At 68.2% G+C, this 18449-nt stretch carries 9 protein-coding genes; 3 read left to right on the forward strand and 6 right to left on the reverse strand.

Translation table 11 applies throughout. From position 1 onward, the window contains the following. Positions 1-227: 227 nt before the first annotated feature. The 4 genes from AC2FAN_RS07880 to AC2FAN_RS07895 form a co-directional block, all read right to left on the reverse strand. A complete protein-coding gene (locus AC2FAN_RS07880; protein ID WP_476806415.1) occupies positions 228-1733 on the reverse strand; it encodes a tripartite tricarboxylate transporter permease in 1506 nt (501 codons plus the stop codon). Positions 1734-1746: 13 nt separating this feature from the next. After that, positions 1747-2238 carry a tripartite tricarboxylate transporter TctB family protein gene (locus tag AC2FAN_RS07885; protein ID WP_476806416.1) on the reverse strand — a complete coding sequence of 164 codons (492 nt, stop codon included), beginning with the start codon at positions 2236-2238 and terminating at the stop codon, positions 1747-1749. 84 nt (positions 2239-2322) lie between these two features. Then, a complete protein-coding gene (locus AC2FAN_RS07890; protein ID WP_265051408.1) occupies positions 2323-3318 on the reverse strand; it encodes a tripartite tricarboxylate transporter substrate binding protein in 996 nt (331 codons plus the stop codon). 128 nt (positions 3319-3446) lie between these two features. Then, complete coding sequence (locus tag AC2FAN_RS07895; RefSeq protein ID WP_485173318.1) at positions 3447-4901, reverse strand: S1 family serine peptidase; 1455 nt, start codon at positions 4899-4901, stop codon at positions 3447-3449. A gap of 390 nt (positions 4902-5291) precedes the next feature. Between AC2FAN_RS07895 and AC2FAN_RS07900 the strand changes: the two genes are divergently transcribed. Both AC2FAN_RS07900 and pbpC read left to right on the forward strand, forming a co-directional pair. Next, positions 5292-10547: an alpha-2-macroglobulin family protein gene (locus tag AC2FAN_RS07900; protein ID WP_485173319.1), complete on the forward strand. Its 5256-nt coding sequence runs from the start codon at positions 5292-5294 to the stop codon at positions 10545-10547. Positions 10548-10639: 92 nt separating this feature from the next. Next, complete coding sequence (gene pbpC / locus AC2FAN_RS07905; RefSeq protein ID WP_485173320.1) at positions 10640-12733, forward strand: penicillin-binding protein 1C; 2094 nt, start codon at positions 10640-10642, stop codon at positions 12731-12733. Between the two features lie 602 nt (positions 12734-13335). Here pbpC and AC2FAN_RS07910 read toward each other — a convergent pair. Together AC2FAN_RS07910 and AC2FAN_RS07915 are read right to left on the reverse strand one after the other, a co-directional pair. After that, positions 13336-16422: an efflux RND transporter permease subunit gene (locus tag AC2FAN_RS07910; RefSeq protein WP_485173321.1), complete on the reverse strand. Its 3087-nt coding sequence runs from the start codon at positions 16420-16422 to the stop codon at positions 13336-13338. Further along, a complete protein-coding gene (locus AC2FAN_RS07915; RefSeq protein ID WP_476806419.1) occupies positions 16422-17501 on the reverse strand; it encodes an efflux RND transporter periplasmic adaptor subunit in 1080 nt (359 codons plus the stop codon). Before AC2FAN_RS07915 ends, AC2FAN_RS07910 begins: the two co-directional genes overlap by 1 nt. Positions 17502-17579: 78 nt before the next feature. On the opposite strand from AC2FAN_RS07915, the gene AC2FAN_RS07920 reads away from it, so the two are divergent. Continuing rightward, positions 17580-18344, forward strand: coding sequence for a TetR/AcrR family transcriptional regulator (locus tag AC2FAN_RS07920; protein ID WP_265051402.1), 765 nt, complete (start codon positions 17580-17582; stop codon positions 18342-18344). Positions 18345-18449: the final 105 nt, after the last annotated feature.

Consider the following 18449-nt stretch of genomic DNA (forward strand, 5'->3'; position numbering starts at 1 on the left):
GAGCGCTTGAGCCCGGAACCCATGAACACGGCGCTTCCGTCGTGGTCGCGCCTGTCCCGACCATCCACGTCTTTCTTCGTCGAGGTCAGTGCTCAAGACGTGGATGCTCGCCACAAGGGCAAGCACGACGCTTCTGGAATAGCGTGGTGTTCATGGGTTCCGGGCTCGGGCCTTTGGCCCGCCCCGGAATGACGGCAGTGTTTCCCCGCGAACCTGCCTGCGTACCCTCAGGCCGCCACCGCCCGGCGCCGCCCCTTGAGCCAGTCGCGCGTCCAGGAGAACACCGGCCAGAGCAGCGCCGCGAAGGTCATCGATGCCAGCACCGAGGAGACCGGCCTGTCGAAGAAGGGCAGCACCGATCCATCAGACTTGATCAGCGACGTCACGAAGCTCTGCTCCACCATCGTGCCCATGACGATGCCGAGCACCATGGCGGCCACGGGATAGCCGTTCTTCTCCATCGCGAAGCCGAAGAGGCCGAAGAAGGCGACGCACCAGACGGCGAAGAGGTTGTTGCCGGCCGTCGCGAAGGCGCCGACCGCGCAGAAGATCATGATGACCGGCATCACCGCCGAGCGCGGCGCCCCGACGACCTTGCTCGCCAGCCGGATCATGATGATGCCGAAGGGAATCATGATGATGTTGCCGAGAATGAAGATGATGTAGAGCGCGTACATGCTCTCGGCCTGCTGGGTGAACAGCGTCGGCCCGGGGTTCAGCCCCTTCATGTAGAGCACGCCGATGGCGATCGCGGTGATGGTGTCGCCGGGGATGCCGAAGAGCAGCGCCGGCACCCAGCCCGAGGCCAGCGAGGCGTTGTTGGAGGCGCCGGCCTCGATCAACCCTTCCGGGTGCCCCGTGCCGAACTTCTCCGGCGTCTTCGAGAAGCGCTTCGACATCGCATAGCTCACCCAGGCCGCCATGTCGGCGCCCGCGCCGGGCAGCACGCCGATGATGATGCCGACGATGTTCCCGCGCGCCTGCTGCTTCGGATATTCCTTGGTGAGCTGCCACTGGCCCTTGAGGATCGAGCCGAGGCGCCGGTTCTCGATCTTCGGCGGCTCGCGCTCGGTCAGCGCCCGCATCACCTCGGCCAAAGCGAAGACGCCGACCAGCGCAGGGATCGGCTCGATACCCCCCAGCAGATCAGTCGAGCCGAAGGTGAAGCGCGGCACGCCGCCGGGATTGTCGATGCCGACGCAGGTGATGAGCAGGCCGAGCAGCATCGCCGCGATCGCCTTGATCGGCGATGACCGGGCGACCAGCGTCGAGCACATCAGGCCGAGCATGGCGAGCCAGAAGTTCTCGTAGGTCGAGAAGGACAGCGCCATCTCGGCGAGCAGCGGCGCGATCAGCATCAGCGAGAGCGTGCCGGCGATGCCGCCGAGCGCCGAGAACCACAGGCAGATGCCGAGCGCCGTCTCGGCCTGGCCCTTGCGCGTCATCGCATAGGCTTCGTCGGTATAGGCGGCCGAGGCCGGCGTGCCGGGGATGCGCAGCAGGCAGCCCGGAATGTCGCCGGAGAAGATCGCCATGGCGGAGGCCGTGATGATCGTCGCCACCGCCGCGATCGGCGAGAGATAGAAGGTGACCGGCACGAGCAGCGCCGTCGCCATGGTGGCGGAGAGGCCGGGCAACGCGCCGACGGTCAGGCCGTAGAAGGCGGACGCCACAATGGCAATCATAACGTCGAATTGAAAAACCAGCCCGAAGGCCTTGATGACGGTGTCCATCGTCAGGCCTCGCTCACCAGGGGAAGGGCAGGATGCCGCCGGGCAGGGGTACGCGCAGCAGCTTGAGGAAGATCAGGTTGATCGCGAAGGGCGCGATGATCGCCAGCGGCACCGCGAGCTTCGGTTTGGCGCCGAAGGCGAGGCTGGCGGCGAGCACCATGATCGCGGCCGTCGGCAGGAAGCCGAGCGTCTCCGAGACGAGCGCGTAGAAGGCGAGCAGGGCCGGCGGCAGCAGCGCCAGCCAGTTGCGCCAGGCCGGCAGCGGCGCGAGTTCCTCCGGCGTCGCATGGCTGACGACATCGGCCTCGGCGACCTCCTCGAAATGCCGGCCGATCCCGAAGACGATCAGCCCGCCGCAGAGCACGAGCCCCGCGCCGACGACCATCGGAAAGGCGGAGGGTCCGACCTGCTGGCCGGGAACCGGCGGCAATCGCGAGCCGTAAAGGAACGCGGCAGCCCCCAGCGCGGCGAGGGCGGAGCCGGTGATGCGGTCGGATAGTTGCAAGGGGCAACCTCCTTGGAATTCTGATCGTGAAGAGACGAAAACGCCGGGAGCTTTCTTGCTCCCGGCGTCGTGGTCTGGCGCCGACTAGCCCTTGGCGAGCCCTGCCGCCTTCATGGCGGAGGCCATCGACTTGTCGCTTTCGGCCATGAAGGAGGCGAAGCCCGGCCCGTCTGCGAACTTCATGCCGAAGCCGCGCGCGTTCATGAAGTCCTGGTAGTCCTTCGAGTCGAAGGCCTTCTTCAGCGCCGCCGTCAGCTTGGCCGCGATCTCGGGCGGCAGGCCCTTGGGCGCGCCGATACCGCGCCAGGCGCCGATCGAATAGTTGACGCCGAGCGTCTCGTTGAGTGTCGGCACGTCCTTGAACTGCGGATTGCGCGCGCTCGCCATGATCGCCAGCGACTTGGCCTTGCCGGCGTCGATCATCGCGCGCCCCTCGGGCACCGAGCAGGTGACGATGTCGAGGCCGCCGGCCGCGAGATCCTGCATCGCCGGCGCCGCGCCGTTCGAGGGCACCCAGGCGACATGGTCCGGCTTCAGCCCCATGGAAACGAGCCAGCCGATCAGCGCGAGATGCCAGATGCCGCCCTGGCCGGTGCCGGAGGCCTTGAGCTTGCCGGGAGCCGCCGCCTTGATCGCGTCCGCCAGCCCCTTGATGTCCTTGTAAGGGCCGGACGCCGAAACCTGCACGCCCGGCGGGTCCTCATTCATCAGCCCGAGCGGAACGTAGCTCGCAGGCGTCAGCTCGGTCAGGCCCTGATGATGCATCATGGCGATCTCGACCGTCAGCATGCCGATATTGTAGCCGTCCGGCGCCGCCGTCGCGATGGCGGAATGGCCGACGACGCCGGAGCCGCCGGTGCGGTTGACGACATTGACCGGCTGGCCGAGGTCCTTCTCCAGAAGCTGCGCCACGATGCGCGCGGTGGCGTCGGTGCCGCCGCCGGCGCCCCAGGGGCAGACCATGGTCAGCGGCCGGTTCGGCCAGTTGGCCTGTGCCAGTGCCGGCGCCGCGATCAGGCTCGCCGCGCCCGCTGCCGCGGCTCCCTTGAGCACACTACGCCTGTCGATAAAATCGCTCATTCCCCATCTCCTCCGCTAAATCGATTTAGTGTCCGGGCGCTCCTCGTCCTTGAACGGGGCGCCCTTGGTGTGACGCGATTATCTGAGCCGATCGCGCGGCGGGTGACAACACCTCATTTTGGCCGATGTCACAGACCGCAGATGACGGGCAGGACCGCGCTCGTGACCCGCTCCACCACCGCGCCGGTGCTGAGGTCGGAGCCGGCCGCGGCCGGCGGCAGCGAGGCGCCAGCCTTGGTCAGCATCGCCTGAATCGCCGCACCGTTGGCAAGCGCATAGCTGCGCTGCGGCGCGACGCCCGCGATCAGCACCTTGTCGGAGGGATTATCCGTGACGACACCGACCAATCGGCCCTGACGGTCGAAGGCCGGGGTGCCCGCTTGCCCGGGCTGCAGCGGCGCCCGCAGCGCCGGCTTGCCACCCGCCTGGACGCTCTGCCCCGGCAGGGCGACGGCCGCCCGTTTGCCGGCATCGTCGCCGAACGCCACCAGAACCAACGCCTCCTCCGCGCTTGGCGCCTCGGTGCGCAGGCCCGGCAGCCTGGCCGTACCGGCGCCATCGAGATCGAGCAGCACGAGCCCGCTCGCATCGTCCTTCAGCCGCAGCTTCGCAGTGCGTCCGCCGACGCGCAGGCTGCGGCAGCCGTCGACGGCGACGGCTGCGCTCAGGGCCGTCCTGTCCGAGAGCGCCAGCGCGACCCCGTAGCGTTCGTTGCTACGCGCGGCCGGTGGCATCAGCGACGACAGGCCGGGCGCCGGGCTCGCCGTGCCGGCGACGGCCGAGGGCGCGGCCGGGACCGCACCGCTCGGAAACGGCTCGAAGCTCGCAGCGATGGCGATGACGAGCTTGTCGACGGTCGGCGCCAGCGCCTTGTCGTAGCCGATCGAGAAGCCGCGCAAGCCCTGCGGCCCGGCCGAGAGGCGGCGATAGAACCGCCCGGTCGGGGTCTCGCCCGTCACTACGAAAAAGTCGGGGCGCAGCAGCTTGTAAGTGATCTTGCGGCCGGGATTGTTCGGGTTGAGCGCGGTCGCCTTCTCGAACAGCACGGCGAGATCCTCGCCGGGCGGCGAGGCGGAGGTGTCGAGCGTGACCTTCTCGTCGAGGCTCTGCCAGCGGCTCCCGCCCGTGGGCGTCGCGTCGCGCCTTGGCAGGAGCTTGGAGGGAATGCCGATCTGCACGCCGGTCTTGTCGTCGGCCAGGACGCGGAAGCCCGCGACATCGCGCGCAGCCTGCGCGGCCCTCGCCAGGGCGACTCGATCGGCCGGCGCCAGCACCCCGTCGGCCGGGCCGCGCGCGCCCTTGAAGGCGTTGATCGCCCGGAAGGTCAGCGGACCATACGAGCCGCTGACCGCGCCGTTGAACTGCCCGGCCCAGATCAGGTCGGACTGGATCGCCTTGCGCTCGGCCTCGGGCAGCGCCTCGAAGCTCGCCTGCGCCGCCGCCATCTGCGGATTGGCAGCCTGAGCCGGCGCGCCGGGAGCCTGCGCCCATGCACCCGCAAGCGGCACCGCCAGCATCGCGAGCGCCAGCGCGGCGGCCGCGACGGAGTTCTTTCGCGAATGAGGACGAAGCGCGCGCGGCATCATCAGATCCTTGGAAAACGGACTAGCGGCTGCATTGAGCGTCAGAATGCGTGGCGCCGCAACCGAGACGCCCGTCATTCCGGGTCATGCCCCAGGCATGAGCCCGGAATCCAGAACCGGTGCGGCCGATAGAAGAAGCCAGAGCAGAGAGCTTTCTGTCGAAAGGGCATCGGTTCTGGGTTCCGGTCCCTTCGCTATCGCGAAGTCCCGGAATGACGGCGGAGTTCAATAAGCCCGAAGAGATGGCCCTTCAGCTTTCACCCCGCGACCTGCATTCGCATGACTTGAACGCGCGCCGGGCGGTGATAGCCTGCCGGCCCCGCTCACGCCGTCATCCGCCCGAGGCAATCTCCGGCGACGCTGGCGGGCGGCCGACGAAGAGGAACGACGATGACCCTGCTATCCCGTCTCGCGCTCACCCTCTGCCTCGTCTTCGCAGCCGCACCCGCCTTCGCGCAGAAGGCCTATGTCCGAAACGACCTGCTCGCGGATGGGCAGCGGCTGGAGGAGCGCCTGAAGCGCGAGGTCTCGGCCGGGAACCGCTCCGCCGCCGATGCGATCCGGGCCGGCGAGATCGCGCTGGCCCGTGGCGACGCCCGCGCCGCCCTACCCCAGGCCAATGCCGCGATCGTCGCCGATTCCAGCAATGCCGCCGGCTGGCGCCTGATGGCGCGCGCCGCCAACGCCATCGAGCCGCGCGACTATCGCGAGCGCTGGGAATTGCGCGAGCGCGCGATCAGCGCCGCCTACCTCGCCTACAGCCGAGCAACCAACCGCAGTGACGAGGCGGCGTCGCTGGGCGTGCTCGCCCGCACCTTCGAAAAGAACGAGCTCTGGCGCCCGGCGCTGACCAGCTATCGCCTCAGCCTCGACCTCGCCGCCAATCCAGCGTTGCAAAGCTCCTATGAGAGCCTGCGCGAGAAGCGCGGCTTCCGCCTGATCTCCAACAAGACCGATTCAGACGCCGCTTCGCCCCGCGCCTGCTTCGAATTCTCGGAGGCGCTGGCACGGGGCCGCGTCGATTTCGCGCCCTATGTCGCGATCTCCGGAGGGAAAGGCGACTTCGCTGTCAGCGCCGAGGACAAACAGATCTGCGTCGACGGCCTCAAGCATGGCGAGCGCTATGCCATCGTCATCCGCCAAGGCGTGCCCTCCGCCATCCCCGACGAAACCCTGCTGAAATCGGCCGATTACGAGATCTATGTCCGCGATCGCACCCCCTCCGTGCGTTTCACCGGCAAGAACTACGTGCTGCCGCGCACCGGCCAGCAGGGCATTCCGGTCGTCTCGGTCAATTCCGGCAAGCTCGACCTCGAAGTCATGCGCATCGGCGACCGCAACCTGATCAACTCCGTCCATTCCGACGACTTCCTCGGCCAACTCGGCTCCTATTCCGCCAAGCAGATCTCGGGCGATAAGGGCCAGAGCGTCTGGACCGGCACGATGGACGTGAAGTCCGAGCTCAATCAGGACGTGATCACCGCCTTCCCGGTAACGGAGGCTGTCGGCAGCCTGAAACCCGGCGTCTACGTCATGTTCGCCAAGCCCTCGGGCGGGCCGGTCGCGGCGCCCTCCGGCGACGATGGCGACTATGATGATGGCTCCACCCGGGCGACGCAGTGGTTCGTCGTCTCGGATCTCGGCCTGACCTCCTTCACCGGCCCCGACGGCGTGCATGTGCTCGCCCGCTCGCTGGCCGATGCCAAGCCCGTCGCCAATGCGGAACTGCGCCTGGTCGCCCGCAACAACGAGGTACTCGGCACGGCCAGGACCGACGCCAATGGCTATGCCCGCTTCGATGCCGGATTGGGCAAGGGCCAGGGGGGCAATGCGCCGGGCCTCGTCACCGCCTCGCTCGCCGAGGATTACGGCTTCCTCGACCTGAAGCAGACCGCTTTCGACTTGTCCGATCGCGGCGTGAAGGGCCGCGTCGCGCCGGCCGGGCTCGACGCTTATCTTTATACCGAGCGCGGCGTCTATCGCTCGGGCGAGACGGTCTATCTGACGTCGCTGCTGCGCGACGCCAAGGGTGCGGCCGTCACCGGCCTGCCGCTGACCCTCGTCGTCAAGCGCCCGGATGGCGTGGAGTATCGCCGCCGCCAGGTCGAGGATCAGGGCGCGGGTGGGCGGGCCCACTCGATCCAGCTCGTCTCCGGCGCGGCGACCGGGACATGGCGCGTCGTCGCCTATTCCGACCCGAAGGGGCAGGCGATCGGCGAGACCTCCTTCCTCGTCGAGGACTATGTCCCCGAACGGCTGGAACTGACGCTGTCGCCCAAGACGCCGCTGCTGCAGGCCGGCGAGCCGGCCGAGCTCAACGTCAACGCGCGCTATCTCTACGGCGCGCCGGGCTCCGCGCTCGACGTCACCGGCTCGATGACCATCCGCGCGGCGGGCGCGAGCGCCATCCCTGGTTTCAAGGATTATCAGGTCGGGCTCACCGACGAGGAGTTCGAGCCGGTCCAGAGCGAGTTCGAGGAGAGCGCCACGACCGACGCCGCCGGCAAGGCGGTGATCACCAACCCGGTCCAGCAGCCCGACACCAACCGCCCGCTCGAGGTCGAGATGACCGTGCGCGTCGGCGAACCCGGCGGGCGCGCCATCGCCCGCTCCGTCACCCTGCCGATCGTGCCCAAGGGCGCCGCTATCGGCGTGAAGAAGCTCTTCAGAGACGGCGATCTCGGCAACGGCCAGACCGCGAATTTCGAAGTCATCATGGCCACCGGCGACGGCAAGCGTCTCGCCCGCCCCGGCGTCAAATGGGTGCTGTCGAAGGTCCGTCGCAACTATCAGTGGTTCTTCCAGGACGGCCGCTGGAACTATGAGGGCGTCAAGACCACCCGCCGTGTCGCCGATGGCGAGATCGCGGTGGCGGAAGCCGCAGGCGCCAAGATCGCGGCACCCGTCGAATGGGGCAATTACCGGCTCGACGTGACCTCTGACGGCAACGAGGCCGCCGAGACCTCGGTCTCCTTCAGCGTCGGCTATGAGAGCGACAAGACGGCGGATACGCCGGATGTGCTCGACGTCGCGCTGGACAAGGCCTCCTACGCCGATGGCGAAAGCCTGCAGCTCCGCCTCTCGCCGCGCTTCGCCGGCAAGGCGACGCTCGCGGTGATCACCGACAAGGTCGCGGATATCCGTACCATCGACATCGCGGAAGGCGGCACCACCGCCTCGATCCCGGTGAAAGCGGAATGGGGCGCCAGCGCCTATCTCGTCGTGCTCGCGCATCGGCCCATGGATACCGCCGCCAAGCGCCTGCCCGGCCGCGCCATCGGCCTGTCCTGGTTCCAGATCGGCAAGGAACAGCGCACGCTGGCTGTTGATCTCGGCGCGCCGCAGCTGGTGCGTCCGCTCTCGACGCTCTCGCTGCCGGTCAAGGTCACCGGCATGAAGGCCGGCGAGGAAGCCTATGTCACGCTCGCCGCCGTCGATATCGGCATCCTCAATCTCACTCGCTACGAGAGCCCTGATCCGAGCAAATTCTTCTTCGGGCAGCGCCAGCTCGGCCACGACCTGCGCGATCTCTACGGCTACCTGATCGACGGCATGCAGGGCACGCGCGGCGCGATCCGCACCGGCGGCGACGCCGCACCCAAGATGGATGGCGAGAAGCCGACGCAGGAGCCGCTCGCCCGCTATTCCGGCGTGGTCAAGGTCGGGCCGGACGGCACCGCCAAGGTCGATTTCGACATGCCCGCCTTCAACGGCTCGGTCCGCGTAATGGGCGTCGCCTGGTCGGCCGGGCGCACCGGCCAGGCCAGCGCCGACGTGATCGTGCGCGACCAGATCGTGGCGCAGGCGACGCTGCCGCGCTTCCTCGCCATCGGCGACCAGTCGCGCTTCCATCTGCAGGTCGACAATGTCGAGGGTCCTGCCGGCGCCTATACCGTCGATCTCGACGTGAAGGGCCCGGTGGTGGTCGCGGCCGACGCGACGCGCCGCACGATGCAGCTCGCGGCCGGCGCCAAGACGCAGATGACGATCCCGGTCACCGCCGCCGGCCTCGGCCGCGCCGAGTTCGACGTGCGCGTATCCGGCCCGAACGGCATCGGCACGGTGCAGAACCTCGCGGTCAGGGTGCAGCCCTCGGCCGCGACCATCGCGCGCCGCATCGTCCGGGCCATCCCCGGCAATGGCGGGGCGATCACCGTCTCCTCCGACCTGATGGCCGATCTCGTGCCGAACTCCGGCCAGGTCTCGGTGACTGTCTCGCCCTTCGGCTCGCTCGACGTGCCCGCCCTGCTCAAGGCGCTCGACCGTTACCCTTATGGCTGCACCGAGCAGACCGTCTCGCGCGCCCTGCCGCTGCTAGCGGTCAATCAGCTCGCCTCGATGGAGCAGCTCGCCCTCGACGACAAGGCTGACGAACGCGTGCAGAACGCGATCGAGCGCGTGCTTACCCGCCAGGGCGGCAACGGCTCCTTCGGCCTGTGGAGCGTCGGCGGCGAGGATCTCTGGCTCGACGCCTTCGTCGCGGACTTCCTGACGCGGGCTCGCGAGAAACAATTCGCGGTGCCGCAGATCGCCTTCAACCTCGCGCTCGACCGCCTGCGCAACCAGGTCGTCAACACAGGCGACATCAACAAGGAGGAAGCCGCCGGCATCGCCTATGCGCTCTATGTGCTCGCCCGCAACGGCCGGCCGGTGATGGGCGATCTGCGCTATCTCGCCGACAACAAGCTTGGCGATTTCGCGACCCCGCTCGCCCGCGCCCAGATCGGCGCGGCGCTCTCGGCGCTGGGCGACCGCGGCCGCGGCCGCGCCGCCTTCACCAGCGCGCTCGGGCTCTTGCAGCAGGCTGGTGATGACGGTCTCTCGCGGCCGGATTACGGCTCGCGACTGCGCGACGGCGCCGGCGTGCTCGCACTGATCGCGGAGGCCAATGGCGAGCGCGCCGACATCAGCCGCGCCGTCTCGATCCTCGACGCCACCCGCAACAGCGCCCGCTACAGCTACACCTCGACGCAGGAGCAGATGTGGATGGTGCTGGCGGCGCAAGCCATGGCCAAGGACGCCGAGGGCATGACGCTGACGATGGACGGCACGGCCCGTAAGGGCGCGCTCTACCGCACGCTCTCGGCCGAGGCGCTGGAGGCGAAGTCGCTGACCATCGCCAATCCCGGTGCGGCCAGCGCGCAAGCCGTGATCACCGTGGCGGGCATCCCGAGCGCGCCCGAACCGGCACTGAACCAGGGCTTCGGGCTGGAGCGGGTGATCTACACGATGAAGGGCGAGCGGGTCGATCCCTCGCGCCTGCGCCAGAACGAGCGCTATGTCGTGGCGCTGACAGTGACGGAGGGCGCGCCGCGCTACGGAAGGCTGCTGCTGGTCGACCCCGTCCCGGCCGGGTTGGAGATCGAGAACGCCAACCTGACCGAGGGCGCCTCGGTCGCGGGGCTCGACTGGCTGAAGCAGGAGGTCTCGCCAGTTCATACCGAGTCGCGCGACGACCGCTATGTCGCGGCCTTCGAGCGCTCGGGCTCGAAGACCGACAAGCTCTCCTACACGGTCGCCTATATCGCGCGGGCTGTCTCGCCCGGACGCTACGTTTCCCCCGCCGCCGTGATCGAGGACATGTACCGGCCCGACCGCTTCGGCCGGACGGGCTTCGGCGCGGTGGAGATCAGTTCGGCGCGGTGATGGGCAAGGAGACGCCCCATCCGTCATTCTCGGGCGAAGCGCAGCGCAGACCCGAGAATCTCGACAAGGAGATGCTCGGGTCAAGCCCGAGCATGACGGCGCACCGTGGGCTCTTTCGCAAACTGAAGATCGCCGCGGGCGCACTCGCCGTCTCAGCTATCGCCGGAGCCAGCGCCCTCGCCCTCTACGCCCGCTCCCTGCCCCCGCTAGACCTCTCGGCCGCGGCCGAGCGCTCGACCGTGGTGCTCGACCGCGAGGGCAAGCTGCTGCGGCCCTTCCTCACCGCCGACGGGCGCTGGAAGCTGCCCGTCACCAGCGAGGACGTCGATCCGCGCTACCTCGCCATGCTCAAGGCCTTCGAGGACAAGCGCTTCGACGGCCATGCCGGCATCGATCCACTCGGGATGCTGCGCGCCATCAGCCAGATGCTGGCGAATGGCCGCGTCGTCTCCGGCGGCTCGACACTGACCATGCAGGTCGCGCGGCTGCTCGAACCGCGCGAGGAGCGAACGCTCGCCGCCAAGCTCCGGCAGGCCGTGCGCGCCGTCGAGCTGGAACGGCGCTTCGACAAGGCAGGGATTCTCGACCTCTACCTCACGCTCGCCCCCTTCGGCGGCAATCTCGAAGGCGTTCGCGCCGCGAGCTTCGCCTATTTCGGCAAGGAGCCGAAGCGGCTCTCCACTGCCGAGGCAGCTCTGCTCGTCGCCCTCCCGCAATCGCCCGAGACGCGCCGGCCGGACCGTTTCGCCGAGGCCGCCCGCAGGGCGCGCGAGCGCGTGCTGGAGCGCGTCGAGCAGGCCGGGCTGGCGACATCGGACGAGGTCGCCACTGCCCGCAACGAGCCGATCCCGACCGCGCGCCGCCCCTTCCCGAATTTGAGCCCGCATGTCGCCGAGCAGGTCGTAGCGGAAGCACCGGCGCTGCGCGTCCACAAGCTCGCGCTCGACGCGCGGCTGCAGGCCTCCCTCGAAGGCCTCGCCCGCGAACGCAGCCTCGGACTGGCACCCCAAGTCTCGATCGCCATCCTCGCCGTCGACAACGAGACCGGCGAAGTCCGGGCCTCCGTCGGCGGCGTCGATTATTTCGCGGCCGAGCGGGCGGGCTCGCTAGACCTGACGCGGGCGCTGCGCTCGCCGGGCTCGGCGCTGAAGCCATTCATCTATGCGCTCGCCTTCGATAACGGCATCGCCCATCCCGAGACGATGCTGGAGGACCGCCCGGCGCGCTACGGCATCTACATCCCCGAAAATTTCGACATGACCTTCCAGGGCATGGTCAGCGCCCGCAAGGCGCTCCAGCTCTCGCTCAACGTGCCGGCGGTCGAGCTGCTCTCGGCGCTCGGCCCGCAGCGCTTCGTCTCGCGTTTGCGCGATGCCGGCATCGCGCTGGCCATGCCGAAGGAGAGCGGCGCGCCCGGCCTCGCCGTGGGCTTGGGCGGGCTCGGCATCACCCTGCAGGATCTGACCCGCGCCTATGTCGGGCTGGCGCGCGGCGGCGAACTGGTGCCGCTGCGCTTCAAGGAACAGGCCGGGCTGAGCCCGCCCGCGCCACGCCTCGTCGACCCCGTCGCTGCCTGGTATGTCGCCGATACGCTGCTCGGCGCGCCGCCGCCGCTCAACGCCGTGCCCGGTCGCATCGCCTACAAGACCGGCACCTCCTATGGCTATCGCGACGCCTGGGCCGTCGGCTTCGACCGCAAGCACACGATCGGCGTCTGGGTCGGCCGAGCCGACAATGGCGCCGTGCCCGGCCTCGTCGGCCGCACGGTGGCTGCGCCGATCCTGTTCGACGCCTTCGCCCGGCTCGGCATCGACCAGCGACCCTTCCCGCAGCCATCCGACGCCATCGTCGCCAGCACCAGCCATCTGCCGCCGCCTCTCAGGCATCTCAGGCAGGATGTGCCGAAGACCGTCATGGCGATGACGACGCCGACGCTCAAGCTCGCCTTCCCGCCCGACGGCGCCCGCATCGACCTGTCGGCCGCGAGCCTCGACGGGCGGAGCCAGCTCAACCTCAAGGCGGCCGGCGGCGCCCCGCCCTATACCTGGCTGGTCGACGGCACGCCGGTCACCGGCCCGCAGCGCCGCCGCGAAACCGCCTGGCAGCCGCCCGGCAAGGGCTTCATGCGGATATCGGTCATCGATGCGACCGGGGCCAGCGAGAGCGTGTCGGTCAGGTTGCAGTAGCGCACCGAAAGCCCCGTCAGGCCTGAGCCTGCGGGGTTTCGGGCTTGGACATCCGAGGGATTCGCGGAGCCGGGCGGCGTTTCGCAGTCGACGGCTGCGTGCCGATGTCGAGTCGATGTCGATGGTGTCGAACAGCGACGACCTCGCGCTGCCCGGCTCCGCGCACGGGTATCTGGGGGTTCCGCTTCGTTCTGGGTTCCGGCGAAGGAGCGGGCCTGCCTGTTGGGCCCGGACGAAGTCGGCACCTCCGCGCTATCGCATCGGATGTTTCCGATGCGATATTGGATAAATCGATCACCGTTATCGCGTCCAATCGGACGCGCGGCGATCGAGCGGACCCGCAACGGTCCGGGACGCGAAGCCCGCAAACCCATCCGGCCCACGATGCCTCGCGAAGCCCCTCGGTCGGATGGGACGCGCGCAGGATAGGCATGGGTTCGCGGGGCGGGGATAAGTTTGGGCTCAGCCCTGCCGTGGCCGGGCCGAGGCGTCATGCCCGGGCTTGACCCGAGCATATCATGCCGAAAGAGGCTCCTGCGCCATCCCGTCCGGAGATTCTCGGGTCTGCGCTACGCTTCGCCCGAGAATGACGGCGAGGACGCCTACTCCGCCGGATGCGGATGCGCCCCTTGCACCTCGTCATGCGCGCCATGGCGCGAGCCGTGGACCTTGCGGGCGAGGTAGCTGTAGGCGACGGGCACCACATAGAGCGTCAGCAGCGTGCCGAAGGTCATGCCGCCGACGATGACCCAGCCGATCTGCGAGCGGCTTTCGGCACCGGCGCCATGGGCGATCGCGAGCGGCACGGCGCCGAGCACCATCGCGCCTGTGGTCATCAGGATCGGCCGCAGGCGCAGCTCCGCCGCCTCGACGAGGGCGTCGATCATCTCCTTGCCCTCCTCGCGCAGCTGGTTGGTGAACTCCAGGATCAGGATGCCGTGCTTGGTGATCAGGCCGACCAGCGTGATCAGGCCGATCTGGCTGTAGACGTTCATCGTCCCGCCGGTGAAGTAGAGCGCGGCCAGCGCGCCGGTCAGCGAGAGCGGCACCGAGACCATGATCACGATGGGATCGACGAAGCTCTCGAACTGCGCCGCCAGCACCAGATAGATGAAGCCGAGCGCCAGCAGGAAGACGAGGAAGATGCTCGCGCCTGACTGCTTGAACTCGCGGCTCTGGCCGGAATAGTCGATCTGGACCGTGTTGGGCAGCACGCGCGCCGTCGCATCCTCCAGCACCTTGAGCGCGTCGCCGAGCGAATAGCCCGGCGCAGGCAAGGCGGTGATGGTGGCCGAGCGCAGCTGGTTGAAGCGCACGAGCTCCTTGGGCGCGACGGTCTCGTCGATCTTGACGAGGCTCGACAGCTGCACCACCGCGCCGTTGCGGCCCATCAGGTAGATCGACTGCAAGGCCTGCGGCGTGTTGCGCTCGGAACCGGCGACCTGCAGCATCACGTCGTACTGCTTGCTGTTCATGTTGAAGCGCGTGACTTGGCGCCCGCCGAGCAGCGTCTCCATCGTCCGGCCGATGACATCGACCCCGACGCCGAGATCGGCGGCGCGCTGCCGGTCGATCGTCACCTTGAACTGCGGCTTGTCGAGGATGAGGTTCGTCTCGACGTTCGACAGCACCGGAGAATCGGCGACCTCCGCCATCACCTGATCGACATAGGCCTTGAGCTGCGCATAGGGCTCCGACGAGCGCAGCACGAACTCGACCGGCTTGCTGTTGGCGCCGCCCTGGCCGAGCGAGGGCGGGTTGTTGGCGAACAGGCGGATGCCGGGGATCTGCCCGAGGTCGCGGGTGATGTCGGCGACGAGATCCTGCTGCTTGCGCTGGCGCTCCTCCCAGGGCTTGAGCCGGGCGAAGGCGATGGCGCGCGTCACGTCGGGGAAGCCGACGATGACGAGATAGGTATCCACCTCCGGGATCTTGCTGAAATACTCCTCGACCCGCCGGGCATAGTCCGCCGTGAAGGACATGGTCGCGCCTTCCGGAGCGACGCCGATGACGTTGATCGTGCCGCGATCCTCGACCGGCGCCAGCTCCGAGCGCAGATGGGTGAAGAAGTAATAGCCGCAGCCGGCGACGCCGACCGCGAGCAGGACGACGAGCGGGCGCACGCTGAGCGCGGCGCGCAGCGAGGCCTTGTAGCCCCGCGACAGCCCGTCGAAGCCGCGCTCCAGCACGTTGTACAGCCAGCTATGCTTGTCGTGGTGGCGCAGCAGCTTGGCGCACATCATCGGCGTCAGCGTCAGCGCGACGAAGCCCGAGACCAGCACCGCGCCCGCGAGCGTGAGCGCGAACTCGATGAAGAGCTTGCCGGTGCGGCCGGTCGAGAACGCCATCGGCGCATAGACCGCGACCAGCGTCAGCGTCATCGCCACCACCGCGAAGGCGATCTCGTTGATGCCGCGCACCGCCGCCTTGGTCGGCTCGATACCGTCCTCGACATGGCGATGGACGTTCTCGAGAACGACGATGGCGTCGTCGACGACGAGGCCGATGGCGAGCACCATCGAGAGCAGCGTCAGCGTGTTGACCGTGAAGCCGAGCGCATACATCAGCGCGAAGGAGCCGATCAGCGAGACCGGGATGGTCACCAGCGGGATCAGCGTCGCACGCAGCGAGCGCAGGAAGATGAAGATGATGAGGACGACGAGGACGATGGCCTCGACGATCGTCTGGTAGACCGCCTTGATCGAGCGATCGATGAAGATCGAGGTGTCGTAGGAGGTCGCGATCGACATGCCGTCCGGCAGGTCCTCGATGATGCCGGGCAAGGCAGCCTGGACGCCGCTGGACACGTCGAGCGGGTTGGCGGTGGCCTGCTTGACGATGCCCACCGTCACCGATGGCGAGCCCTTGAACCAGGCGGCGTTGCGCTCTTCCAGCGCACCGAGCTCGACCCGCGCCAGATCCTTCACCTTGATCGGGAAGCCGTTGGCGTCCTTGACGACGATCTCGCGGAACTGCTCCGGCGTGACCAGGCTGGTCTGCGACAGCACCGTGAATTCGCGGGCGCTGCTCTCGATCCGGCCCGACGGGATCTCGATGTTCTGGGCGCGGACCGCCGCCTCGATCTCCTGGACCGTGACGTTGTAGGCCGAGAGGCGCGAGCGATCGAGCCAGATGCGCATCGCATATTGGCGCTGGCCGAGGATGCGGACCTCGGCGACGCCGGTGATGTTCTGGACGCGCTCGGCGATGAAGCGGTCGGCGAAATCGGTGAGCTCGAGCGGGCTGTGCCGCGTGCTGGTCAGCGACAGATAGAGGATCGGCTGCGAATCCGCCTCGACCTTGGCGATGATCGGTTCGTCGATCTCGTCCGGCATGCGCCCGCGCACGCGGCTGACGCGGTCGCGCACGTCGGAGGCCGCGACGTCGGGATCGATGTCGGGGCGGAAGCGCACGGAGATCTGGCTGCGCTCCTGGCGGCTGGCCGAGGAGATGATCTCGATGCCTTCGATGCCGGCGATCGAGTTCTCCAGGATCTGCGTGACCTGGGTCTCGATGATCTCGGCGGAGGCGCCGCGATAGACCGTCTGCACCGAGACGATCGGCTCGTCGATATTGGGATATTCGCGGACGGTGAGGCGGCCATAGCTGACGATGCCGATCAGCATCACCAGCAGGCTCAGCACCGTCGAGAGGACGGGCCGGCGGACGAAGAGCTCGAACAGGCTCATCAGAGCTGGCTCGTCTGGACGGGCTTCTCCTTGATGGAGATTGCACTGCCGTCGCGCAAGCGCATCTGGCCGGCGGTGATGATCTGCATCTTGGGCGTCAGACCCTTGACGATCTCGACCTTGCCGGGCAGCCGCTTGCCGAGCTCGACGGCGACGCGGCGCGCCTTTCCGTTTTCGGCGACGTAGATCATCTTGCCGATGCCATCAGGCACCACGGCCATCTCGGGCACTACGATGGCGTTCTCACGCTGGTCGACGGTGATCGTCAGCCGGGCGAACAGGCCGGGCTTCAGGGTGAGATCGGCGTTGGGGATGTTGGCGCGCAGGCGGATCGCGCGGCCGTTGACGTCGACGACGGGATCGATCGCGAAGATCCGGCCGGTGAAGGTGCGATCGGCGACCGCATCGACCCGCGTCTGCACCGGCTGGCCGGTCTTGAGGCGGCTCAGATAGATTTCGGGAACGCGGAAATCGACCTTGATCGGATCGATGTTGGTCAGGGTGATCAGCTGCTTGCCGACAGAGACATAGTCGCCGACGCTGACCGCGCGCAGGCCGACGACGCCGTTGAACGGCGCGACGATGGTCGATTGCGCGAGCTTCGCCTTGGCGAGCTGGACGCGCGCCTCGGTGGAAGCGAGCTTGGCCGTCGATTCATCGAGCGCGACCTGCGTGCCCGAGCCGCGCGACACCAGCGACTTCAGCCGGTCATTCGTGTCACGGGCGAGGCCGAGATCGGCCTGCGCCTGCTTCAGCTCGGCATCGAGGATCGCGGTATCGAGCTTGACCAACTCCTGCCCGGCCTTGACGCGCTCGCCCTCCTTGAAGCCGAGCGCGATGACGCGGCCGGCGATTTCGGGGGCGATGACCACGGATTCATCCGCCGCGAGCGTGCCGAGGGCCTCGACCTCCTCGTTGACGGTCATCAGTTCGATGGAGGCGACCTCGACCGGCACCGCGCGCGGCCCGGAGACCGCACTGGCCTGTGCCTGCTGCGTACCGGCGCGCTGGTTGCGGTAGGCGTAATAGCCGCCGCCGGCGAGCGCCGCGACTAAAACGAGGAGGAGAAACCGCTTCATAAGACTGGACGCTCCGATACCGCAGGACTATCTTAGACTGGACGGTCCAGTTTGATAAGAGGCTTAGTGGGCGGAAGCATGGCTGACACCCCCCTCCGCCGACACCGGGCGACCCTTCTCACCGACCCGGCGATTGCCGAGGCAAGACCCGTGCCGAAATCGCTCCGGCGAAACGGCGCCAAGGCTCGCCTGCTCGCCTCTGCTCAAACCGAGACAAATCCGGCCAAATCCCCTTCCGCCGAGCGTGCGCGCCCTGACAAGCACGACGCCATCACCCGCGCAGCCGCGGAAACCTTCCTCGCGGAAGGCTTCGAACGCGCGAGTCTCGACCAGATCGCCCATCGGGCCGGTGTTTCAAAACAGACGATCTACAGCCATTTCGCCGATAAGGAAGCGCTCTTCAAGGCGATTTGCACCGAGCTCACGGAAACGTTGACGATTCCGCTGCGCGAAAATTCTTCCGCGTCGAATTTGCGCAACACTTTGGTGCGCCTCGGCGAGGATATGCTGAAGATGATGCTGCGCCCCGCGGCGCTGGACCTGCATCGCCTCGTCGCGAGCGCAGCCCCGCGCTTCCCCGAGCTCGGCCGGGTGGCTTACGAGGCCGGCGCCAGGCGGATGCTGAACGATCTGGCAGCCCTGCTCGTCGCGCGATCACAAATCGGCGACGGGCTCTCGCGGCCGATCGGCCCGGCGCAGGCCGAGATGCTGGCCGAGCAGTTCGTCGGCATGCTGCGCGGCTTCCATCAGGCACGCGGGCTGCTCGGCGTCAGGCCGATGCCAGCCGCCAGGCGAAAGGCCTATGTCGGCGCCTGCGTCGACATGCTTCTGACCTCGGTCTGAGACGGCCCCGGCCGCACTCGCCCTGCCCTGCCTGCTGTCACGCCGCTGTCATTCGCAGCCGATAGCTCTCGTCGCCATGGAGACGCGCTTGCCCTCGGCCTTGGC

The sequence above is a fragment of the Allobosea sp. RIT-PG3_2 genome (assembly GCF_057321085.1).

Coding starts and splice junctions, on each gene's coding strand:
- AC2FAN_RS07900 (WP_485173319.1), top strand. CDS start 5,292: ATGACCCTGCTATCCCGTCTCGCGCTCACCCTCTGCCTCGTCTTCGCA.
- AC2FAN_RS07890 (WP_265051408.1), bottom strand. CDS start 3,318: ATGAGCGATTTTATCGACAGGCGTAGTGTGCTCAAGGGAGCCGCGGCA.
- AC2FAN_RS07895 (WP_485173318.1), bottom strand. CDS start 4,901: ATGCCGCGCGCGCTTCGTCCTCATTCGCGAAAGAACTCCGTCGCGGCC.
- AC2FAN_RS07910 (WP_485173321.1), bottom strand. CDS start 16,422: ATGAGCCTGTTCGAGCTCTTCGTCCGCCGGCCCGTCCTCTCGACGGTG.
- AC2FAN_RS07880 (WP_476806415.1), bottom strand. CDS start 1,733: ATGGACACCGTCATCAAGGCCTTCGGGCTGGTTTTTCAATTCGACGTT.
- pbpC (WP_485173320.1), top strand. CDS start 10,640: ATGACGGCGCACCGTGGGCTCTTTCGCAAACTGAAGATCGCCGCGGGC.
- AC2FAN_RS07920 (WP_265051402.1), top strand. CDS start 17,580: ATGGCTGACACCCCCCTCCGCCGACACCGGGCGACCCTTCTCACCGAC.
- AC2FAN_RS07915 (WP_476806419.1), bottom strand. CDS start 17,501: ATGAAGCGGTTTCTCCTCCTCGTTTTAGTCGCGGCGCTCGCCGGCGGC.